This is a genomic window from Pantoea sp. R13S299 (assembly GCF_048515925.1).
GTDB lineage: Bacteria > Pseudomonadota > Gammaproteobacteria > Enterobacterales > Enterobacteriaceae > Pantoea.
In genome coordinates, this window is sequence record NZ_JBLYEF010000002.1 from 407,599 (window position 1) to 424,971 (window position 17,373).

A 17,373-nucleotide genomic window follows, 5' to 3' on the forward strand; every position below is an offset into this window, starting at 1 on the left:
TATCGATTTACCTCCTTTTATTACCCGGCTGGATGCTATTTTTGACCATTTGGTCAAAAATAAAAGGGCGGTTGCGCTAATTTAGTTTTTACGCTGCCTGGCAAACGATTATTCCGCCGAGTTTTCCCCTCTTTTTGCCGCTCATACCCGTTTTTTTCCTCAGAAGGCAGATAAGTATGAAAAAATCCTGCTACAGGGTAGACAATGACCAGGGCGATCATTAGAATGCGCGCAATTTGCCAAAAATCGACAATTCAGGCGGTTTTTGCATTGATTCAGGCGGCTATTTTGAATTAATATGCAGATATATTGACTTTTTATTCCTTGGAGGATGTTTTGATCAAGTCAGCAATCCTGGTTCTGGAAGACGGAACCCAATTCCACGGTCGGGCCATAGGGGCAACAGGATCGGCAGTGGGAGAAGTCGTTTTCAACACTTCAATGACCGGTTATCAAGAAATCCTCACTGATCCTTCCTATTCCCGCCAAATCGTCACTCTCACTTATCCCCATATCGGTAATGTCGGTGCTAATGCCGCCGACGAAGAATCCAGCCAGATTCATGCGCAGGGCCTGGTGATTCGTGATCTGCCGCTGATTGCCAGCAACTTCCGTAGCGAAGAGGGCTTATCCGCCTACCTGCAGCGCAACAACATCGTGGCGATTGCCGATATTGATACCCGCAAGCTGACGCGCCTGCTGCGTGAAAAAGGGGCGCAGAACGGCTGCATTATTGCCGGCGACAATCCGGATGCCGCGCTGGCGCTGCAAAAAGCCCAGGCGTTCCCGGGACTGAAAGGAATGGATCTGGCGAAAGAGGTCTGCACCACGGAGACTTATTGCTGGCAGCAGGGCAGCTGGACGCTGGACGCGGGTCTGCCAGAGCAGGCTTCTGCGGAGTCGCTGCCTTACCATGTGGTGGCTTACGATTACGGCGCTAAGCGCAACATCCTGCGCATGCTGGTCGATCGCGGCTGTCGTCTGACGGTGGTTCCGGCACAGACGCCGGCCGAAGAGGTTCTGAAGCTGAGTCCGGACGGCATTTTCCTCTCCAACGGCCCCGGTGACCCGGAGCCGTGCGACTACGCTATCAGCGCAATTCAGTCCTTCCTGAAGACAGAGATTCCGGTATTTGGTATCTGCCTGGGTCATCAGCTGCTGGCGCTGGCCAGCGGGGCTAAGACCGTGAAGATGAAGCTCGGTCACCACGGTGGCAACCATCCGGTGAAAGATCTCGAAAACAACCGCGTGATGATTACCGCGCAGAACCATGGTTTTGCGGTCGATGAGAACAATCTGCCTGCGAACCTGCGTGTCACCCACATTTCGTTGTTCGATAAAACCGTGCAGGGCATTCATCGCACTGACAAGCCAGCATTCAGCTTCCAGGGACACCCGGAAGCCAGCCCGGGTCCGGGTGATGCTGCGCCGCTGTTTGACCACTTTATTGAATTGATTGACGCATTCCGTCTGCAAGCGAAGTAATCAGGAGCTAATTCATGCCAAAACGTACAGACCTAAAATCCATCCTGATTCTTGGTGCCGGTCCGATTGTGATCGGCCAGGCCTGCGAATTTGACTATTCCGGTGCGCAGGCGTGTAAAGCGCTGCGTGAAGAGGGTTACCGCGTCATTCTGGTGAACTCGAACCCGGCGACGATCATGACCGACCCGGAAATGGCCGATGCGACCTACATTGAGCCAATTCACTGGGAAGTGGTGCGCAAAATCATCGAAAAAGAGCGCCCGGATGCGGTACTGCCAACGATGGGCGGACAGACAGCGCTAAACTGTGCGCTGGAGCTGGAGCGTCATGGCGTGCTGGAAGAGTTTGGCGTCACGATGATTGGCGCGACCGCGGATGCGATCGACAAAGCGGAAGATCGTCGTCGCTTCGACGTGGCGATGAAAAGTATCGGTCTGGATACCGCACGCTCTGGCATTGCGCACACCATGGAAGAAGCGCTGGCTGTGGCAGAAGATGTTGGCTTCCCGTGCATTATCCGTCCTTCCTTTACGATGGGCGGAACCGGTGGCGGCATCGCCTATAACCGCGAAGAGTTTGAAGAGATTTGCGAGCGTGGTCTCGACCTTTCACCCACCAATGAGCTGCTGATTGATGAGTCGCTGATTGGCTGGAAAGAGTATGAGATGGAAGTGGTGCGCGATAAAAACGACAACTGCATCATCGTCTGCTCAATTGAAAACTTCGATGCGATGGGAATTCACACCGGTGACTCCATCACGGTAGCGCCTGCTCAGACGCTGACCGACAAAGAATACCAAATCATGCGTAACGCCTCGCTGGCGGTACTGCGTGAAATCGGTGTTGAGACCGGCGGCTCCAACGTGCAGTTCTCGGTTAACCCGAAAGATGGCCGTCTGATTGTTATCGAGATGAACCCACGTGTGTCGCGCTCCTCGGCGCTGGCCTCAAAAGCAACCGGCTTCCCGATTGCTAAAGTAGCGGCCAAACTGGCGGTCGGCTATACCCTCGACGAGCTGATGAACGATATCACCGGCGGTTTGACGCCAGCCTCGTTCGAGCCGTCCATCGACTACGTCGTTACCAAGATCCCGCGTTTCAACTTCGAGAAATTTGCCGGTGCCAACGATCGTCTGACCACGCAGATGAAATCAGTCGGTGAAGTAATGGCGATTGGCCGTACTTTCCAGGAGTCCATGCAGAAAGCGCTGCGCGGCCTGGAAGTCGGCGCTAACGGCTTCGACCCGAAAGTGCACCTCGACGACCCGGAAGCGTTAACCCGCATCCGCCGCGAGCTGAAAGATGCCGGTTCAGACCGCATCTGGTACATCGCTGATGCATTCCGTGCCGGTATGTCAGTGGATGGCGTATTCAATCTGACCAATGTGGACCGCTGGTTCCTGGTGCAGATTGAAGAGCTGGTGAAACTGGAAGATCAGGTGGCCCGCGAAGGCGTGAACAGCCTGGATGCGACCTTCCTGCGCACCCTGAAGCGCAAAGGCTTTGCCGATGCACGGCTGGCGACGCTGGCGGGTGTGGCAGAGAGCGAAATCCGCAAGCTGCGTCAGCAGTTTAATCTGCATCCGGTCTACAAGCGCGTCGATACCTGTGCCGCAGAGTTCGCGACAGATACTGCCTACATGTACTCCACGTATGAAGAGGAGTGCGAAGCTAACCCAAGTCAGGATCGCGAAAAAATCATGATTCTGGGTGGCGGACCTAACCGTATTGGTCAGGGTATCGAATTCGACTACTGCTGCGTTCACGCTGCTCTGGCGCTGCGTGAAGATGGTTATCAGACCATTATGGTCAACTGTAACCCGGAAACGGTTTCGACCGATTACGACACCTCCGATCGCCTCTACTTCGAGCCGGTTACGCTGGAAGATGTGCTGGAGATTGTGCGCATCGAGCAGCCAAAAGGCGTGATCGTGCAGTATGGCGGTCAGACTCCGCTGAAACTGGCGCGTGCGCTTGAAGCCGCAGGCGTACCGGTTATCGGCACCAGCCCGGACTCGATTGACCGTGCTGAAGACCGTGAACGTTTCCAGCAGGCGGTTGATCGCCTGAACCTGAAGCAACCGGCTAACGCCACAGTCGCTACGCTGGAGCAGGCCGTTGAGAAAGCGGCTGGCCTGGGTTATCCGCTGGTGGTTCGTCCTTCTTATGTGCTTGGCGGCCGTGCCATGGAGATCGTCTACGATGAGATCGACCTGAAGCGCTACTTCCAGAACGCGGTTTCGGTTTCCAACGATGCGCCAGTACTGCTGGATCGCTTCCTGGATGATGCGGTTGAAGTAGATGTGGATGCGATTTGCGACGGTGAGCGGGTGCTGATTGGTGGCATCATGGAACACATCGAGCAGGCTGGCGTGCACTCCGGTGACTCCGCCTGTTCACTGCCGGCCTACACTCTGAATCAGGACATTCAGAATGTAATGCGCCAGCAGGTTGAGAAGCTAGCGTTCGAACTGAACGTACGCGGCCTGATGAACGTTCAGTTCGCGGTGAAAGACAACGAAGTCTACCTGATTGAAGTGAACCCACGTGCGGCGCGTACCGTTCCATTCGTCTCTAAGGCGACCGGTGTACCGCTGGCGAAAGTGGCTGCGCGCGTGATGGCAGGTAAAACGCTGGCAGAGCAGGGCGTCACTAAAGAGGTGATTCCGCCTTACTACTCTGTTAAAGAAGTGGTGCTGCCGTTCAACAAGTTCCAGGGCGTTGACCCGATTCTGGGGCCGGAAATGCGCTCTACCGGTGAAGTCATGGGCGTGGGCCGTACGTTCGCTGAGGCATTCTCCAAAGCGATGCTGGGCGCACAAAGCAACATGAAGAAGTCGGGCCGTGCGCTGCTGTCGGTGCGTGAAGGCGACAAGAAACGTATCGTCGACCTGGCCGCTAAGCTGCAGAAGTTTGGTTTCGAACTGGATGCGACTCATGGCACGGCGGTGGTGCTGGGCGAAGCGGGCATTAATCCGCGCCTGGTTAACAAGGTGCATGAAGGTCGTCCGCACATTCAGGACCGTCTAAAGAATGGCGAGTATAGCTATATCGTTAATACCACGGCGGGTCGTCAGGCGATTGAAGATTCGAAACTGATTCGCCGCAGCGCACTGCAGTATAAAGTGCACTACGACACCACGCTGAACGGCGGCTTCGCCACCGCGATGGCGCTGAATGCTGACCCAACGGAACAGGTAATCTCCGTGCAGGAAATGCATGCTCAGATAAAGGCCATGTAAGGCGAAGTCATGTGAAAAACGGCTCCTTCGGGAGCCGTTTTTTTTGGCCCTCTCATTGGCGATAATCCGAAATTCAGGTCCAGGAAGAGGCTGGAGTTTGCGTTAAAGTGACTGATTTGGCTTAATTTTTTAGCTATGGGTGCGAATAAGGCGGGTTCGCACAAATTTATAATATAAACACTTCCTGTGCGGATTTTTCGCCAGTACTATGCCTGCCGCTCATCACTGGAGCGTATCAGGACATAAATAAAAAATGAAAATGCGTACTTTTTCTCTGAGTGCAGTGGCTGCACTGATGGCTATTCTTCCTTTCGCCAGCCAGGCGGAAGTGACTCTGTTAAAACAGGATCCGCAGGCAGGCGATCCGCTTAGCCGTCTTAATTTCACTGTTGGCGGCAGCATTCGTGCTCAGTTCAATCATCAGACCGGCGTGGATGACAAATCCTACAAACGTGACGGTTTTGATGGCGGCACCCGTTTCCGTTTCGGCGCTGACTACTACCTGTTTGATGACGTCAGCTGGATCAGCTACTACGAGCTGGGCGTTAACGTCCCGGCGGTTTTCGGCTGGGATCGCCACTATGCGGACGGTGCCAATAACACCACGCGTCGCCAGCTCTACACCGGTCTGAAAAGCAAAACCTGGGGTCAGCTTACCTTTGGTCAGCAGAACAGCGTCTATTACGACACCGTGGGTGCCAAGACCGATATCTGGGATTACGACATGGTCGGCCAGGCGCCGGGCAACGGAATCAACGGCGACTACGACGGATCTTACCGTTCACGTAAGCAGCTGAAGTATAAAAACACCTTCGGCGATGCGGATATCTACGCTTCTTATCTGTTCGAGGATAATGACTATCTGCCAGGCAACGGCCTGCGCTATAAGCGCAAAGGCGGCGGCTCGCTGGGTGTAGATTACCACATCACTGACGATCTGAGCTGGGGCACGGCGTGGAACTACACCCGCGCGGCGATGCGTAACCCGACCAATGGCGACAGCCACGATTACGATCAGAACATTTACGGCACTGCATTGAGCTGGACACCAGGCAACTGGACGTTGTCAGCCGGTGGTGGCTGGTATGAGAACTTCATGACCACCAAACGCAAAGATGTGCATGACTACTTTGCTGGCGATGCGTGGGGCGTTGAATATTTCGCCGGTTACAAAATTCCGGTGGGGCAGTATGGTCTGAAAGCGGTGCAGCCTTATGTCATGGGTGATCGCATTGAGGTCATGACTGGCCGTGATTACCAGCGCATCGACAACGGTCTGGGTGTGGTGCTGTTCCTCGACTACGGTTTCCGTGTTGATTATGAACATGTCTTCACCTCCAGCACCGATAACCTGGGTGATATGAATCTGGTGCGTCTGCGCTACGACTTCTGATAATCCTGACGGCTCCCTCCGGGAGCCGTTTTCTTTTACACACGCTTTTTGTGCCAGCCTGAGGCCAGTCGCTGGCGAGCTGCGGCAAACTGACGCGATTACGCGGTGAAAAACGCTGCACAAGCCGTGAAAAACGGCATCATGAAAAGCTTTACGCAAATAGACCTTTCCCCTATCGACGAAAGTTTCACCTTTACGTATCATGGCGCCAATTTTTTTCAGTGAGTGGTTAACATGATTAGTCTTATCGCGGCATTAGCAGCAGATCGCATTATTGGAATGGAAAACGCCATGCCGTGGGACCTGCCAGCAGATCTGGCGTGGTTCAAGCGCAATACGCTGAAGAAACCGGTCATTATGGGTCGACTGACCTTTGAATCCATTGGTCGTCCGTTACCTGGCCGACTGAACATCGTGGTCAGCAGCCAGCCGGGCACCACTGAAGGCGTCACCTGGGTCACTTCCCTGGATGCGGCGATACAGGCAGCCGGTGATGCTGAAGAGATCATGGTGATTGGCGGTGGACGCGTCTATGAACAGATGCTGAAGCGTGCCGATCGTCTCTATCTGACGCATATTGATGCAGAAGTTGAAGGTGATACGCAGTTCCCGGACTACGAGCCGGATGAGTGGCAGTCCACGTTCAGCGAGTTTCACGACGCTGACGAGCAGAACTCCCACAGCTACTGCTTTGAGATCCTTGACCGCCGTCGCTAATCCTCTCTCTGCCAGTCTGTAACCTGGCTGTCATCTCTGTTCATTAGCATTGCTTCTTTTCTGGGATCGTCATAAAGGAAGCAATCAATAATGAAAACCGAACTCTCCGCATTAAGCACTGACCGCCTGCGTGATCCACTGCGTCGTAAATTTCTTGCCGGTTCCGGCGCTCTCGGGCTGACCGGCTTTCTCAGCGGCGGCCTCACGCTTTCAGGAAGCGCACTGGCGCAGGAGAAGCCTGCTGGCAGTCCGCTGCTGGGCTTTCAGGCGATTGCCGCGTCAACCGCCGATGAGGTTGTGGTCGCCCCGGGCTATCGTGCCGACGTGCTGATCTCCTGGGGTGATCCGCTGGTGAATGGCGCCGTCGCATTTGATCCGCACGGCAACAACAGCGCGGAAGATCAGGAAAAGCAGTTCGGTGATAACAACGACGGGATGAGCTTCTTCGCGATTAATGACCACCGTGGCGTGATGGCGATTAACAATGAATATGTGAACGAGCCAACGCTGTTCGCCCACGGCGGCAGCAAAGCGACCAGTCTGGAAGATGTGAAAAAGTCGCAGGCGGCACACGGTATCTCCATCGTTGAAGTGAAGCGGGGCGACGACAATCGCTGGCAGGTGGTTCGTCCTTCTGACTACAACCGCCGCATTACCGCCAATACCCCCATGCGTTTTTCCGGCCCGGCTGCGGGGGATAAAGCGCTGCAGACCGCCGCCGATCCACAGGGAATGCATGTCCTTGGCACCTTTGGTAACTGCGCCAACGGTAAAACGCCATGGGGAACTTATCTCACCTGTGAAGAGAACTACGACACCTATTTTGGCACCCATCAGGCGAACTTTACGCCGACCCCACAGCAGAAGCGCTATACCCTGAATGCCGCCGAGCCAGAGCGCAACTGGGCCGACTTTGATCCCCGCTTCGATATCGCAAAAAATCCCAACGAATTTAACCGCCACGGCTGGATTGTCGAAATCGATCCCTTCGATCCTCACTCTGTGCCGGTCAAACGCACCGCGCTGGGCCGCTTCAAGCATGAAAATGCCGCCGTGACGGTCGCTAAAACCGGTCAGCTGGTGGTTTACATGGGCGATGATGAGCGCGGCGAGTATATCTATAAATATGTCTCAGACGACAAGGTCATCCCGGATGATGCTAAAGCCAATCGCGGACTGCTCGATAAGGGCACGCTCTATGTGGCGCAGTTCAACGGCGATGCGCAGGGCACACCGCTGAAAGGCACCGGGCGCTGGCTGGCGCTGAAGTGGGGCGAAAATGGACTCACCGCTGAAAAGGGGTTTAACAGTCAGGCCGACATTCTGATCAATGCGCGTGCGGCGGCCGATGTGGTGAACGCTACACGGATGGACCGGCCGGAGTGGATTGCCGTTAACCCGCATGATGGCCGTGCTTATTGCACGCTGACCAACAATAACAAACGTGGCAATGAAGGCATGCCGGTCAATGCGGCGAATCCGCGACCTAAAAATATCTACGGCCAGATTATCCGCTGGGATGAAAAGGGCGATGCCATCGCGCAGACGTTTGAGTGGGATATCTATGCGTTGTGCGGTAATCCCATCGCGCATCCCGAGGGGATCTATCGCGGTACACCCAATATCACCGTTGAGAACACCTTTAACAGCCCGGATGGTCTGGGGTTTGATGCGCACGGGCGATTATGGATCCTGACCGATGGCAAATACAGTAACAAAGAGGATTATCAGGGGCAGGGGAACAATCAGATGCTGGTGGGCGATCCTGACAGCGGAGAGATCCGCCGGTTTATGGTCGGCCCCAAATCGTGCGAGCTGACCGGCATCACCTTCACGCCGGATTACAAAACGCTGTTCGTGAATGTGCAGCATCCTGGCGAAGAGGGCGACTCGCACTTTCCCAATAACAGTCCGCGTCCACGCTCGTCGGTGATAATGATCACCCGCGAAGATGGCGGCATTATCGGCGCATAAAAGAGGATGCTGGCCTTAACGGCCAGCATCGCAGTTATAGCGCAGGCGGTGCCAGACTTTCGCTGGAGGCCAGCGCTTTTTCGCGATTGGAAGGCTGTACCACATAGCGCTGCGTTTCCCAGTGCAACAGGGTCAGTGTTCCGCCCCAGCAGCAACCGGTATCCAGACCGATAATGCCCTCTGGCGTCCCTTTGCCTTCCAGCGACGCCCAGTGACCAAACACGATGGTGTAGTCACGTGCGACCGGGCCTTCAATGTTAAACCAGGGTTTCAGCGGCGGAAGCGCGGATTCAGGGGCATCTTTACAGATCATGTCCAGCTGGCCGTTGGGGAAGCAGTAACGCATGCGGGTCAGGGCGTTGGTGCTGAAGCGCAGTCGCGCCAGTCCGGTCAGCTCTTCACTCCAGTTATTCGGCATATCGCCATACATGGCATCCAGGAACAACGGATAGCTGTCGCTGGCGAGCACCGCCTCAACTTCACGTGCACACTTTTTCGCGGTCTCGATATCCCACTGCGGCGTGATACCGGCGTGTCCCATTACCAGCTTTTTCTCTTCATCAACCTGTAACAGCGGCTGACGACGCAGCCAGTTGATCAGCTCATCCGCATCGTCTGCTTCCAGCAGCGGTGTCAGGCGATCTTTGGGCTTGTTACGGCTGATACCAGCATAGACCGCCAGCAGATGTAAATCGTGATTGCCCAGCACCAGACGCACCGCATCGCCCAGCGATTTCACGTAGCGCAGAACTTCCAGTGAGCCCGGACCGCGCGCCACTAAGTCGCCAGTCAGCCACAGCGTATCCTGCTCAGGATTAAAATCGACCTGTTGCAGCAAGGCACGTAATTCATCGTAGCAGCCGTGAACGTCGCCAATCAGATATGTGCTCATAACGTTTTATCCATCAGGAAGGTGCCCGACTTAACGGGCAAAAAGCGTGTAAATCAATGAATGTGGGTCTGAATGGCGAGGCGGAACACCGGGATCTCGACGTGGAAGGTGTCACCCTGTTCGTCGACCATCACATAGTGTCCCTGCATGGTGCCCATCGGTGTTTCAATCACGGCACCGCTGGTGTACTGAAATTCATTGCCAGGTGTGATAAGCGGCTGTTCACCGACCACGCCTTCACCCTGAACTTCCGTTTCCCGGCCGTTACCGTTGGTAATCAGCCAGTAACGTCCCAGCAGTTGCACTGATGAACGGCCCAGATTGCGAATCGTAATGGTATAGGCGAAGACGTAGCGATCATCATCCGGTGAGGATTGTGAGGCAACGTACTGGCTTTGCACATGGACGGAGACGCGGGCCGTTTCACTCATGACTTACTCCTGCGATTTTCCCTGATGATTCGCCAGCCAGTTTGCCAGCTGACAATATTGCGCGACGGAGACGTTCTCGGCACGCAGGGTTGGATCTATGGATAACTCTTCCAGTGCACCAGCAGCCACCATGTGGCTCAGGCTGTTGCGCAGTGTTTTACGACGCTGGCCGAATGCCTCAGTGGTAATACGGCTCAGAATACGCACATCGCTGACCGGATAAGGCGGCTCAGGATACGGCACCAGACGCACCACGGCAGAGTCCACTTTTGGTGGCGGTGTAAAGGAGTGCGGAGGCACTTCCAGCACCGGAATGATCTGGCAATAGTACTGCGCCATCACCGTCAGACGACCGTAGGTCTTGTTACCCGGACCGGCGACCAGACGATTGACCACTTCTTTCTGCAGCATGAAGTGCATATCTTTGATCGAACCAGTATAGCTGAAAAGGTGGAACATCAGCGGGGTCGAAATATTGTACGGCAGGTTACCAAATACCCGCAGCGGCTGGCCTCTCTCCTGCGCCAGCGCGGCAAAGTCGAAGGTCATGGCGTCCTGCTGGAAGATAGTCAGTTTCGGGCCAAGGAACGGATGAGTTTCCAGACGCGCAGCGAGATCGCGGTCCAGTTCTATCACCGTTAATTTATCGAGGCGTTCGCCAACTGGTTCGGTTAAGGCACCCAGGCCTGGACCGATCTCTACCAGCGCTTCATCGCGCTGTGGATGAATGGCGGAGACAATGCTGTCGATAATGTACTGATCGTTCAGGAAGTTCTGCCCGAAACGTTTACGGGCGTAGTGCCCCTGATGGACGCGATTATTCATTACTGCTCTTGATCATAGTGATGGCGAGGTTAAGCGCCGTGATGAAGCTGCCCGGTTCAGCCTGACCCAGACCGGCGAGTTCAAGCGCGGTGCCGTGATCAACTGAAGTCCGGATAAAGGGCAGGCCCAGGGTGATATTTACCGCCCGGCCAAACCCCTGAAATTTGAGTACTGGCAGACCCTGGTCGTGATACATCGCCAGCACCGCATCGGCATATTGCAGATATTTAGGCTGGAAAAGGGTATCCGCAGGCAGCGGGCCGGTCAGGTTAATGCCCTGCTGACGCAGTTCATTGAGTGCTGGCGTGATGGTCTCGATCTCTTCCCGACCCATGTGGCCGCTTTCGCCCGCATGAGGGTTAAGACCACAGACGTAAATATGCGGCTCGGCAATCGCAAACTTCTGCTGCAGATCACGATGCAGAATCGTAATTACTTCATGCAGACAGTCACGGGTCACCGCAGCGGGGACATCTTTCAGCGGCAGATGGGTAGTCGCCAGTGCGACGCGCAGCTCTTCCGTTGCCAGCATCATAACGACACGATGCCCACCTGCGCGATCGGCGAAGAATTCGGTATGGCCGGTAAAGGCGATGCCGGCATCGTTGATGACGCCTTTGTGCACCGGGCCGGTAATCAGGGCAGCGAATTCACCGTCGAGACAACCGTCACAGGCGCGCGCCAGCGTGGCCAGCACATAGTCGCTGTTGGCGACGCACAGCTCACCGGGCTTGACCGGCGCTGCCGTTTCAACTGGCAGGATAGTCAGCGTACCCGCCTGCTGTGGCTCGGCTGCCACGCCAGGCTGGTAGGGTCGCAGCGTCAGCGGCAGACCAAGTTGCGCCGCACGCTGCTGCAACAGAACTGGCGAGGCGCAGACCACCAGTTCAACCGGCCACGACTGCTGGGCCAGCTGAACGGTAAGATCGGGACCAATCCCGGCAGGTTCGCCGGGGGTGATCACTACACGGGCATTACTGCGCATTGCCATCCAGAATCTTCACGTAGGCACTGGCGCGTTGTTCCTGCATCCAGGTCTGTGCTTCTTCCGCGAACTTACGGTTAAACAGCATGCGGTAAGCACGCTCTTTCTGGGCCGCATCGGTTTTATCAACCTGGCGGGTATCCAGCAACTGAATCAGATGCCAGCCGAAAGAGGAGTGAACCGGCTGGCTGGTCTGGCCTTTTTTCAGGCGCAGCAGCGCGTCACGGAAGGCCGGATCAAAGACTTCCGGTGAGGTCCAGCCGAGATCGCCACCCTGGTTCGCGGAACCCGGGTCATCAGAGTACTGCTTAGCCGCGGCCGCAAAGGTGGTTTTACCACTGCGGATATCGTTAGCAATCTGCTCCAGCTGTGCGCGTGCCTGCTCGTCTGTCAGGATCGGCGATGGCTTCAGAAGAATGTGACGCGAGTGAACTTCGGTGACCGAGACATTTTTGCTCTCGCCACGCAGGTCGTTCACTTTCAGGATGTGGAAGCCCACACCCGAGCGAATCGGACCGACGATATCGCCTTTTTTGGCGCTCGACAGGGCCTGAGCAAACAGGGTCGGTAACTCTTCGATTTTACCCCAGCCCATGTTGCCGCCTTTCAGCGCCTGGGAGTCGGCAGAGTAGGTTACGGCCATCTTGCCGAAGTCAGCGCCATTTTTCAGTTCGCCAACCAGCTGTTTCGCCAGCGTTTCCTGCTCATCAACCTGCTGTTGCGTCGGGTTTTCCGGCAGCGGCAGCAGAATATGACTGACGTTCAGCTCGGTGCCCTGACTGTTCTGAGAACCGATCTGGGCAGCAAGCGTATCGACTTCCTGCGGCAGAATGGTCACACGACGACGTACTTCATTGTTGCGCACTTCAGCGATGGTCATCTCTTTACGGATCTGAGAACGATACACGCTGTAGTTCATGCCATCATAAGCCAGACGGCTACGCAGCTGATCAAGGCTCATCTTGTTCTGAGCAGCGATGTTCTGAATAGCCTGGTCCAGCTGTTCGTCGCTGATCTGAATTCCCGCTTTGTCACCCATCTGCAGAATGATGTTGTCCATGATCTGACGTTCCAGAATCTGATGGCGCAACGTTTTATCATCCGGCAACTGCTGACCTGCCTGCTGGGCCTGAGATTTAACGGTGCTCATCATGCCGTCCACGTCACTCTCAAGAACCACGCCGTTATTGACCACGGCTGCAACTTTATCAACGACTTGTGGTGCTGCGAACGCGGTGTTGGCACTGATTGCCACACCAAGAATCAGCATTCTCCAGTTCTTCATACTTTATCCATTGTTGGTTCCGCACTGCGGGATTGCCTGTCAAACATCACAACATCAGAAAGCAGGCTGGTAAGGGATAATGCCCTGACGCAGCATATCGTTGGTGCCTAAGCCATAGTTCGGACTCAGACCACGCAGCTCAATGTTGAATGAGATTTGGTTGTCGTACTTACTGTCGTTGTTTTCCCAACCGTTAATTTTGCGCTCGTAACCGACCCGGACAGCGTAACAGCATGAGCTGTATTGCAGGCCAACCAGTTGCGACGCCGGACGCTTGTTGCGAGTATCGTAGTAGTAAGCGCCTACCACAGACCATGCATCGGCGATCGGCCAGCTGGCCGTAGTACCGACCTGTGAAATCCCATTTTTGAAGATAGGATTTGTCACCAGCGCGCTGTTGTTCAGTGCAGTGGCTACATATTCCGGGCTGCTGTAACGGTAGCTCAGCTGCACCATGCGGTCGGCATCACGACGGTATTCCAGTACGGTATTGCCCTGGGAGACGTTGTCGAGTTTGGTGTCATATTGCAGACCACCCCGGACGCCCCAGCGATCGCTGATTTTCCAGTATGTATCGCCAGCCCAAATCAGGCTGCCGGTATCATCTTCTTTACTGGTTTCATTCACACCCGTACGAGAAGGGGTAAACGAGTAGATTTGACCTACAGAAACGTTAAAACGTTCAACCAGATCGGTATCATAAATACGCGAAGTGACGCCGGTTGCCACTTCGTTGGCAGAAGCGATGCGATCCAGACCGCTATAAGTACGATCGCGGAACAGACCGGTATAGTCGGTTTGCAGCTGAGTTGAGTCGTACGGATAGATATTGCTCTGGTCGCGGTACGGGATATAAAGGTACTGCACGCGCGGTTCCAGCGTCTGGGTATAACCCACTGCGGAGTCCATATCGCGGTCAAACACCAGGCGGCCATCCACTTTAAACTGTGGCAGGGTGCGGTTAACCGACTCTTTCAGTTGGTTGTTGCGATCGGTATCAACTGAGTTGTTGTAATACTCAACATCATCCTGCTGATAATGGGTCGCCAGGAATTTCGCTTCGGTATCCAGGCTGGCCCAGCCATTTGACAGCGGCAGGTTCAGCGTTGGCTCAACATGTAAACGAGTCGCTTCGGGATAGCGGGTGTTGACGTTGGTGAACTTCACCGCCTGGGCATAAATCCGGCCATCAAACGGGCCGATATCATTCTGATAGAGATTAACATCCAGCTGCGGCATCGCGCGGTAGATGTTATTGCTGGTGTTATTACCAAACACCTGGAAATCTTTGGTGGAGAGCGTGGCGTCCCAGTTGGTGTCCGCATAGCCAATACTGAATTTCTGCGTGGCGTAGTTGTCGGTCGAGCTGTAGTACTTCGAGTCGAGATCGTTGAAGTAGTACTGATCGCTGACTTTGGTGTAGTCCGCGTTGAAACGCCAGTTCTGGTCATAGACACCGGCATGACGCCAGTAGAACAGCCAGCGATCGGAATTCGCACTTTCGGCGATGCCGCGCACTGATTTGTCGTTATCGTACTGTTTGTCGGAGCCAAGGTAGTCGAATTCGACCAGACCGGCACCCAGTGTCGTCAGATAACGGAATTCGTTCTGGAACTGCATGCCGCGCTTACTCATGTAGTGCGGCGTGATGGTCGCATCGGCCTGCGGCGCGATGTTCCAGTAATAAGGCAGCATGAACTCAAAGCCATTGTTGCTGCCATATTTTGCATTCGGGATCAGGAAACCGGATCGACGACGATCGCCAATCGGTAACTGCAGATAGGGACTGTAGAACACCGGAACCGAACCGATCTTAAAGCGGGCGTTCCAGATCTCCGCCACTTCCTCTTCGCGATCCTGGATCACTTCTGAACCGACCACGCTCCAGCTGTTAGAGCCGGGCAGACAGGAGGTAAAGGTGCCGTTTTCCAGAATGGTGTAGCGGTTATCACCGCGCAGCTTCATCTGATCGGCGGTGCCGCGTCCCTGACGATCCACCATCTGGTACTGACCGTTCCAGACGTTGGTATCTTTGCTGTTGAGGTTTGACCAGGCTTTCGGACCTTTCAGGATGACCTGGTTGTCATCGTAGTGCACATTACCCAGGGCATCGACGGTACGTACTGGCGCGGTCTGACCCTCCTGCTGACGCTGATGAAGCTGAACTTCATCTGCCTGCATACGGCTGTTGCCCTGTTCAATATTCACATTGCCGGTAAAGACCGCATCATTGGGATAGTTCCCTTTGGCGGCGTCGGAGTGAATAGTGACAGGCAACTGGTTGGTATCGCCGTTCACCAGCGGGCGGTTATAACTCGGCACGCCTAACATACACTGCGACATCAAATCGTCGGCAAAGGCTTGCTGGCTAATGGCTGCGCCGATCAGTGTGGCCAGCAGGGTAGGTATATGTTTTTTCATACGCGGTATCGAGAATTCCATGAAAACTGGCATCATGCCGACAATCGGGTCAGAGACTAACTTACTGCCCGGCGTTGCGCCAGTGTTAATCCTGGTCTGTCAGCGTTGCCGTTAGGCGCTGAGATAAATGACAGGTATGATAATGCAATTTTCAGCCGCAAGCATGGCGAATTGAGGAGTTTATGCGCTACTGGGGAAAAGTTATGGGTCTGGCGGTGGGATTACTTTCCGGCGCAGGCTTTTGGGGTATTGTGATCGGTTTGATCATTGGCCATATGATTGACAAAGTACGCGGCGCACAAGGCAAGGCTTACTTCTCAAATAATCAGACCCGACAGACGCTGTTTTTCAGCACCACCTTTCAGGTGATGGGCCATCTGACAAAGTCAAAAGGGCGCGTCACAGAAGCAGATATTCAGATTGCTTCGCTGTTAATGGAAAGGATGCAGCTGCACGGTGACTCCCGCACGGCTGCTCAGCGCGCGTTCCGCGAAGGCAAGCAGGCAGATTACCCGTTACGCAGCAAACTGCGTGAACTGCGCAGCGCCTGCTTTGGCCGCTTCGATCTGATTCGGATGTTCCTGGAGATCCAGATTCAGGCCGCCTTTGCTGACGGTTCACTGCATCCCAATGAGCGTCAGGTGCTCTATGTGATTGCCGAGGAGCTGGGTATTTCGCGCGGTCAGTTCGATCAGTTCCTGCGCATGATGGAAGGCGGCCAGCAGTTTGGCGGGGGGCAGCGCAGTTCAGGCGGTTTCCAGCAGGCGCAACGTGGGCCAACGCTGGAAGATGCCTGCAGCGTGCTGGGTGTGAAGAGCAGCGATGACGCCACAACCATTAAACGCGCCTACCGTAAACTCATGAGCGAGCATCATCCTGATAAGCTGGTGGCGAAAGGATTACCGCCAGAGATGATGGAGATGGCGAAGCAGAAAGCGCAGGAAATTCAGGCGGCATACGATCTGATTCGCAAAGAGAAAGGCTTTAAGTAATTTCCCGGTCCTGTGGCCTCTTCTGCAACAGAGGAGGCCACGGCGACAGTCCTGCAGTAAATCTTAAAAATCGGCGGGCTGACGAAACGTCATGGCATTGCCAAATGCCGGATGGGTGATGGTCAGTGACTCAGCATGCAGCAGCAAACGGGGTGCCATCGCTTTGGCCTCCGGATGCGCATAGAAGTTATCCCCCAGAATCGGATGGCCCAGCGCCAGCATATGCACCCGCAGCTGGTGTGAGCGGCCAGTAATCGGCTTCAGCGAAACACGCGCACTGTTATCCGTCCGATACTCCAGCACCTGATACTCCGTCTGCGCGGCTTTGCCGGTCTCGAAGCAGACCATCTGCTTCGGGCGATTTGGCCAGTCGCAAATCAGCGGCAGATCAACCAGTCCTTCTTCCTTCTCCGGATGACCCCAGATGCAGGCCACGTAGGTTTTGGAAGGCTCGCGCTCACGGAACTGTCGCTTCAGCTCGCGTTCCGCCGCCTTGGTCAGTGCCACCACCATCACGCCGCTGGTTGCCATATCGAGCCGGTGGACAGATTCCGCCTGCGGGAAATCCCGCTGAATCCGCGTCATCACGCTGTCTTTGTGCTCGGATAGCCGACCGGGTACCGAGAGCAGACCGCTGGGTTTGTTCACCACCATGATATGCGCATCCTGATAAAGGATGTGCAGCCAGGGTTCACGCGGTGGATTGTAAGGTTCCATGGGGCTTTCCAAAA

General features: G+C 55.1%; 13 protein-coding genes. 6 read left to right on the forward strand and 7 right to left on the reverse strand.

All coding sequences use genetic code 11. The features are described from left to right. Positions 1–336 precede the first annotated feature (336 nt). The 5 genes from carA (at position 337) to ACN1CO_RS12865 (ending at position 8,811) form a co-directional block, all read left to right on the forward strand. A complete protein-coding gene (gene carA / locus ACN1CO_RS12845) occupies positions 337–1,485 on the forward strand; it encodes a glutamine-hydrolyzing carbamoyl-phosphate synthase small subunit (RefSeq protein WP_419139263.1) in 1,149 nt (382 codons plus the stop codon). Positions 1,486–1,499: 14 nt separating this feature from the next. Continuing rightward, positions 1,500–4,727 (forward strand): carbamoyl-phosphate synthase large subunit, encoded by a 3,228-nt coding sequence (carB, locus tag ACN1CO_RS12850; RefSeq protein ID WP_419139264.1) that lies wholly within the window; start codon positions 1,500–1,502, stop codon positions 4,725–4,727. 253 nt (positions 4,728–4,980) lie between these two features. After that, the gene (locus ACN1CO_RS12855; RefSeq protein ID WP_419139265.1) at positions 4,981–6,120 is read left to right on the forward strand and encodes a porin; all 1,140 of its coding nucleotides are present in this window, start codon (positions 4,981–4,983) and stop codon (positions 6,118–6,120) included. A 234-nt stretch (positions 6,121–6,354) separates the two neighbouring features. After that, the gene (folA, locus tag ACN1CO_RS12860; RefSeq protein WP_419139266.1) at positions 6,355–6,837 is read left to right on the forward strand and encodes a type 3 dihydrofolate reductase; all 483 of its coding nucleotides are present in this window, start codon (positions 6,355–6,357) and stop codon (positions 6,835–6,837) included. 90 nt (positions 6,838–6,927) lie between these two features. Further along, positions 6,928–8,811, forward strand: a complete 1,884-nt coding sequence (locus tag ACN1CO_RS12865) for a PhoX family protein (RefSeq protein ID WP_419139267.1) — start codon at positions 6,928–6,930, stop codon at positions 8,809–8,811. 34 nt (positions 8,812–8,845) lie between these two features. Here ACN1CO_RS12865 and apaH read toward each other — a convergent pair whose 3' ends face one another. Genes apaH through lptD form a run of 6 tightly spaced genes read right to left on the reverse strand, consistent with a single transcriptional unit; the run spans position 8,846 to position 15,650 of the window. Next, the gene (apaH, locus tag ACN1CO_RS12870) at positions 8,846–9,703 is read right to left on the reverse strand and encodes a bis(5'-nucleosyl)-tetraphosphatase (symmetrical) ApaH (RefSeq protein WP_419139268.1); all 858 of its coding nucleotides are present in this window, start codon (positions 9,701–9,703) and stop codon (positions 8,846–8,848) included. A 53-nt stretch (positions 9,704–9,756) separates the two neighbouring features. Continuing rightward, entirely contained in the window at positions 9,757–10,134 is a 378-nt protein-coding gene (apaG, locus tag ACN1CO_RS12875; protein ID WP_179897619.1) for a Co2+/Mg2+ efflux protein ApaG, read from the reverse strand. 3 nt (positions 10,135–10,137) lie between these two features. Continuing rightward, positions 10,138–10,959, reverse strand: coding sequence for a 16S rRNA (adenine(1518)-N(6)/adenine(1519)-N(6))-dimethyltransferase RsmA (gene rsmA, locus ACN1CO_RS12880; protein WP_419139269.1), 822 nt, complete (start codon positions 10,957–10,959; stop codon positions 10,138–10,140). After that, a complete protein-coding gene (gene pdxA, locus ACN1CO_RS12885; RefSeq protein ID WP_419139270.1) occupies positions 10,952–11,944 on the reverse strand; it encodes a 4-hydroxythreonine-4-phosphate dehydrogenase PdxA in 993 nt (330 codons plus the stop codon). The genes rsmA and pdxA overlap by 8 nt, the downstream gene beginning before the upstream one ends. Continuing rightward, the gene (gene surA / locus ACN1CO_RS12890; protein WP_283546279.1) at positions 11,934–13,229 is read right to left on the reverse strand and encodes a peptidylprolyl isomerase SurA; all 1,296 of its coding nucleotides are present in this window, start codon (positions 13,227–13,229) and stop codon (positions 11,934–11,936) included. The genes pdxA and surA overlap by 11 nt, the downstream gene beginning before the upstream one ends. A gap of 54 nt (positions 13,230–13,283) precedes the next feature. Next, a complete protein-coding gene (gene lptD / locus ACN1CO_RS12895; RefSeq protein ID WP_419139271.1) occupies positions 13,284–15,650 on the reverse strand; it encodes an LPS assembly protein LptD in 2,367 nt (788 codons plus the stop codon). A 182-nt stretch (positions 15,651–15,832) separates the two neighbouring features. Here lptD and djlA point away from each other — a divergent pair, with 182 nt between their 5' ends. Further along, entirely contained in the window at positions 15,833–16,642 is an 810-nt protein-coding gene (djlA, locus tag ACN1CO_RS12900) for a co-chaperone DjlA (RefSeq protein ID WP_003854797.1), read from the forward strand. Between the two features lie 63 nt (positions 16,643–16,705). On the opposite strand, the gene rluA is transcribed toward djlA, so the two are convergent. After that, positions 16,706–17,359, reverse strand: a complete 654-nt coding sequence (gene rluA, locus ACN1CO_RS12905; RefSeq protein ID WP_419139272.1) for a bifunctional tRNA pseudouridine(32) synthase/23S rRNA pseudouridine(746) synthase RluA — start codon at positions 17,357–17,359, stop codon at positions 16,706–16,708. Positions 17,360–17,373 lie beyond the last annotated feature (14 nt).

Coding starts and splice junctions, on each gene's coding strand:
- carB (WP_419139264.1), top strand. CDS start 1,500: ATGCCAAAACGTACAGACCTAAAATCCATCCTGATTCTTGGTGCCGGT.
- ACN1CO_RS12855 (WP_419139265.1), top strand. CDS start 4,981: ATGAAAATGCGTACTTTTTCTCTGAGTGCAGTGGCTGCACTGATGGCT.
- folA (WP_419139266.1), top strand. CDS start 6,355: ATGATTAGTCTTATCGCGGCATTAGCAGCAGATCGCATTATTGGAATG.
- ACN1CO_RS12865 (WP_419139267.1), top strand. CDS start 6,928: ATGAAAACCGAACTCTCCGCATTAAGCACTGACCGCCTGCGTGATCCA.
- apaH (WP_419139268.1), bottom strand. CDS start 9,703: ATGAGCACATATCTGATTGGCGACGTTCACGGCTGCTACGATGAATTA.
- apaG (WP_179897619.1), bottom strand. CDS start 10,134: ATGAGTGAAACGGCCCGCGTCTCCGTCCATGTGCAAAGCCAGTACGTT.
- rsmA (WP_419139269.1), bottom strand. CDS start 10,959: ATGAATAATCGCGTCCATCAGGGGCACTACGCCCGTAAACGTTTCGGG.
- pdxA (WP_419139270.1), bottom strand. CDS start 11,944: ATGCGCAGTAATGCCCGTGTAGTGATCACCCCCGGCGAACCTGCCGGG.
- surA (WP_283546279.1), bottom strand. CDS start 13,229: ATGAAGAACTGGAGAATGCTGATTCTTGGTGTGGCAATCAGTGCCAAC.
- lptD (WP_419139271.1), bottom strand. CDS start 15,650: ATGAAAAAACATATACCTACCCTGCTGGCCACACTGATCGGCGCAGCC.
- djlA (WP_003854797.1), top strand. CDS start 15,833: ATGCGCTACTGGGGAAAAGTTATGGGTCTGGCGGTGGGATTACTTTCC.
- rluA (WP_419139272.1), bottom strand. CDS start 17,359: ATGGAACCTTACAATCCACCGCGTGAACCCTGGCTGCACATCCTTTAT.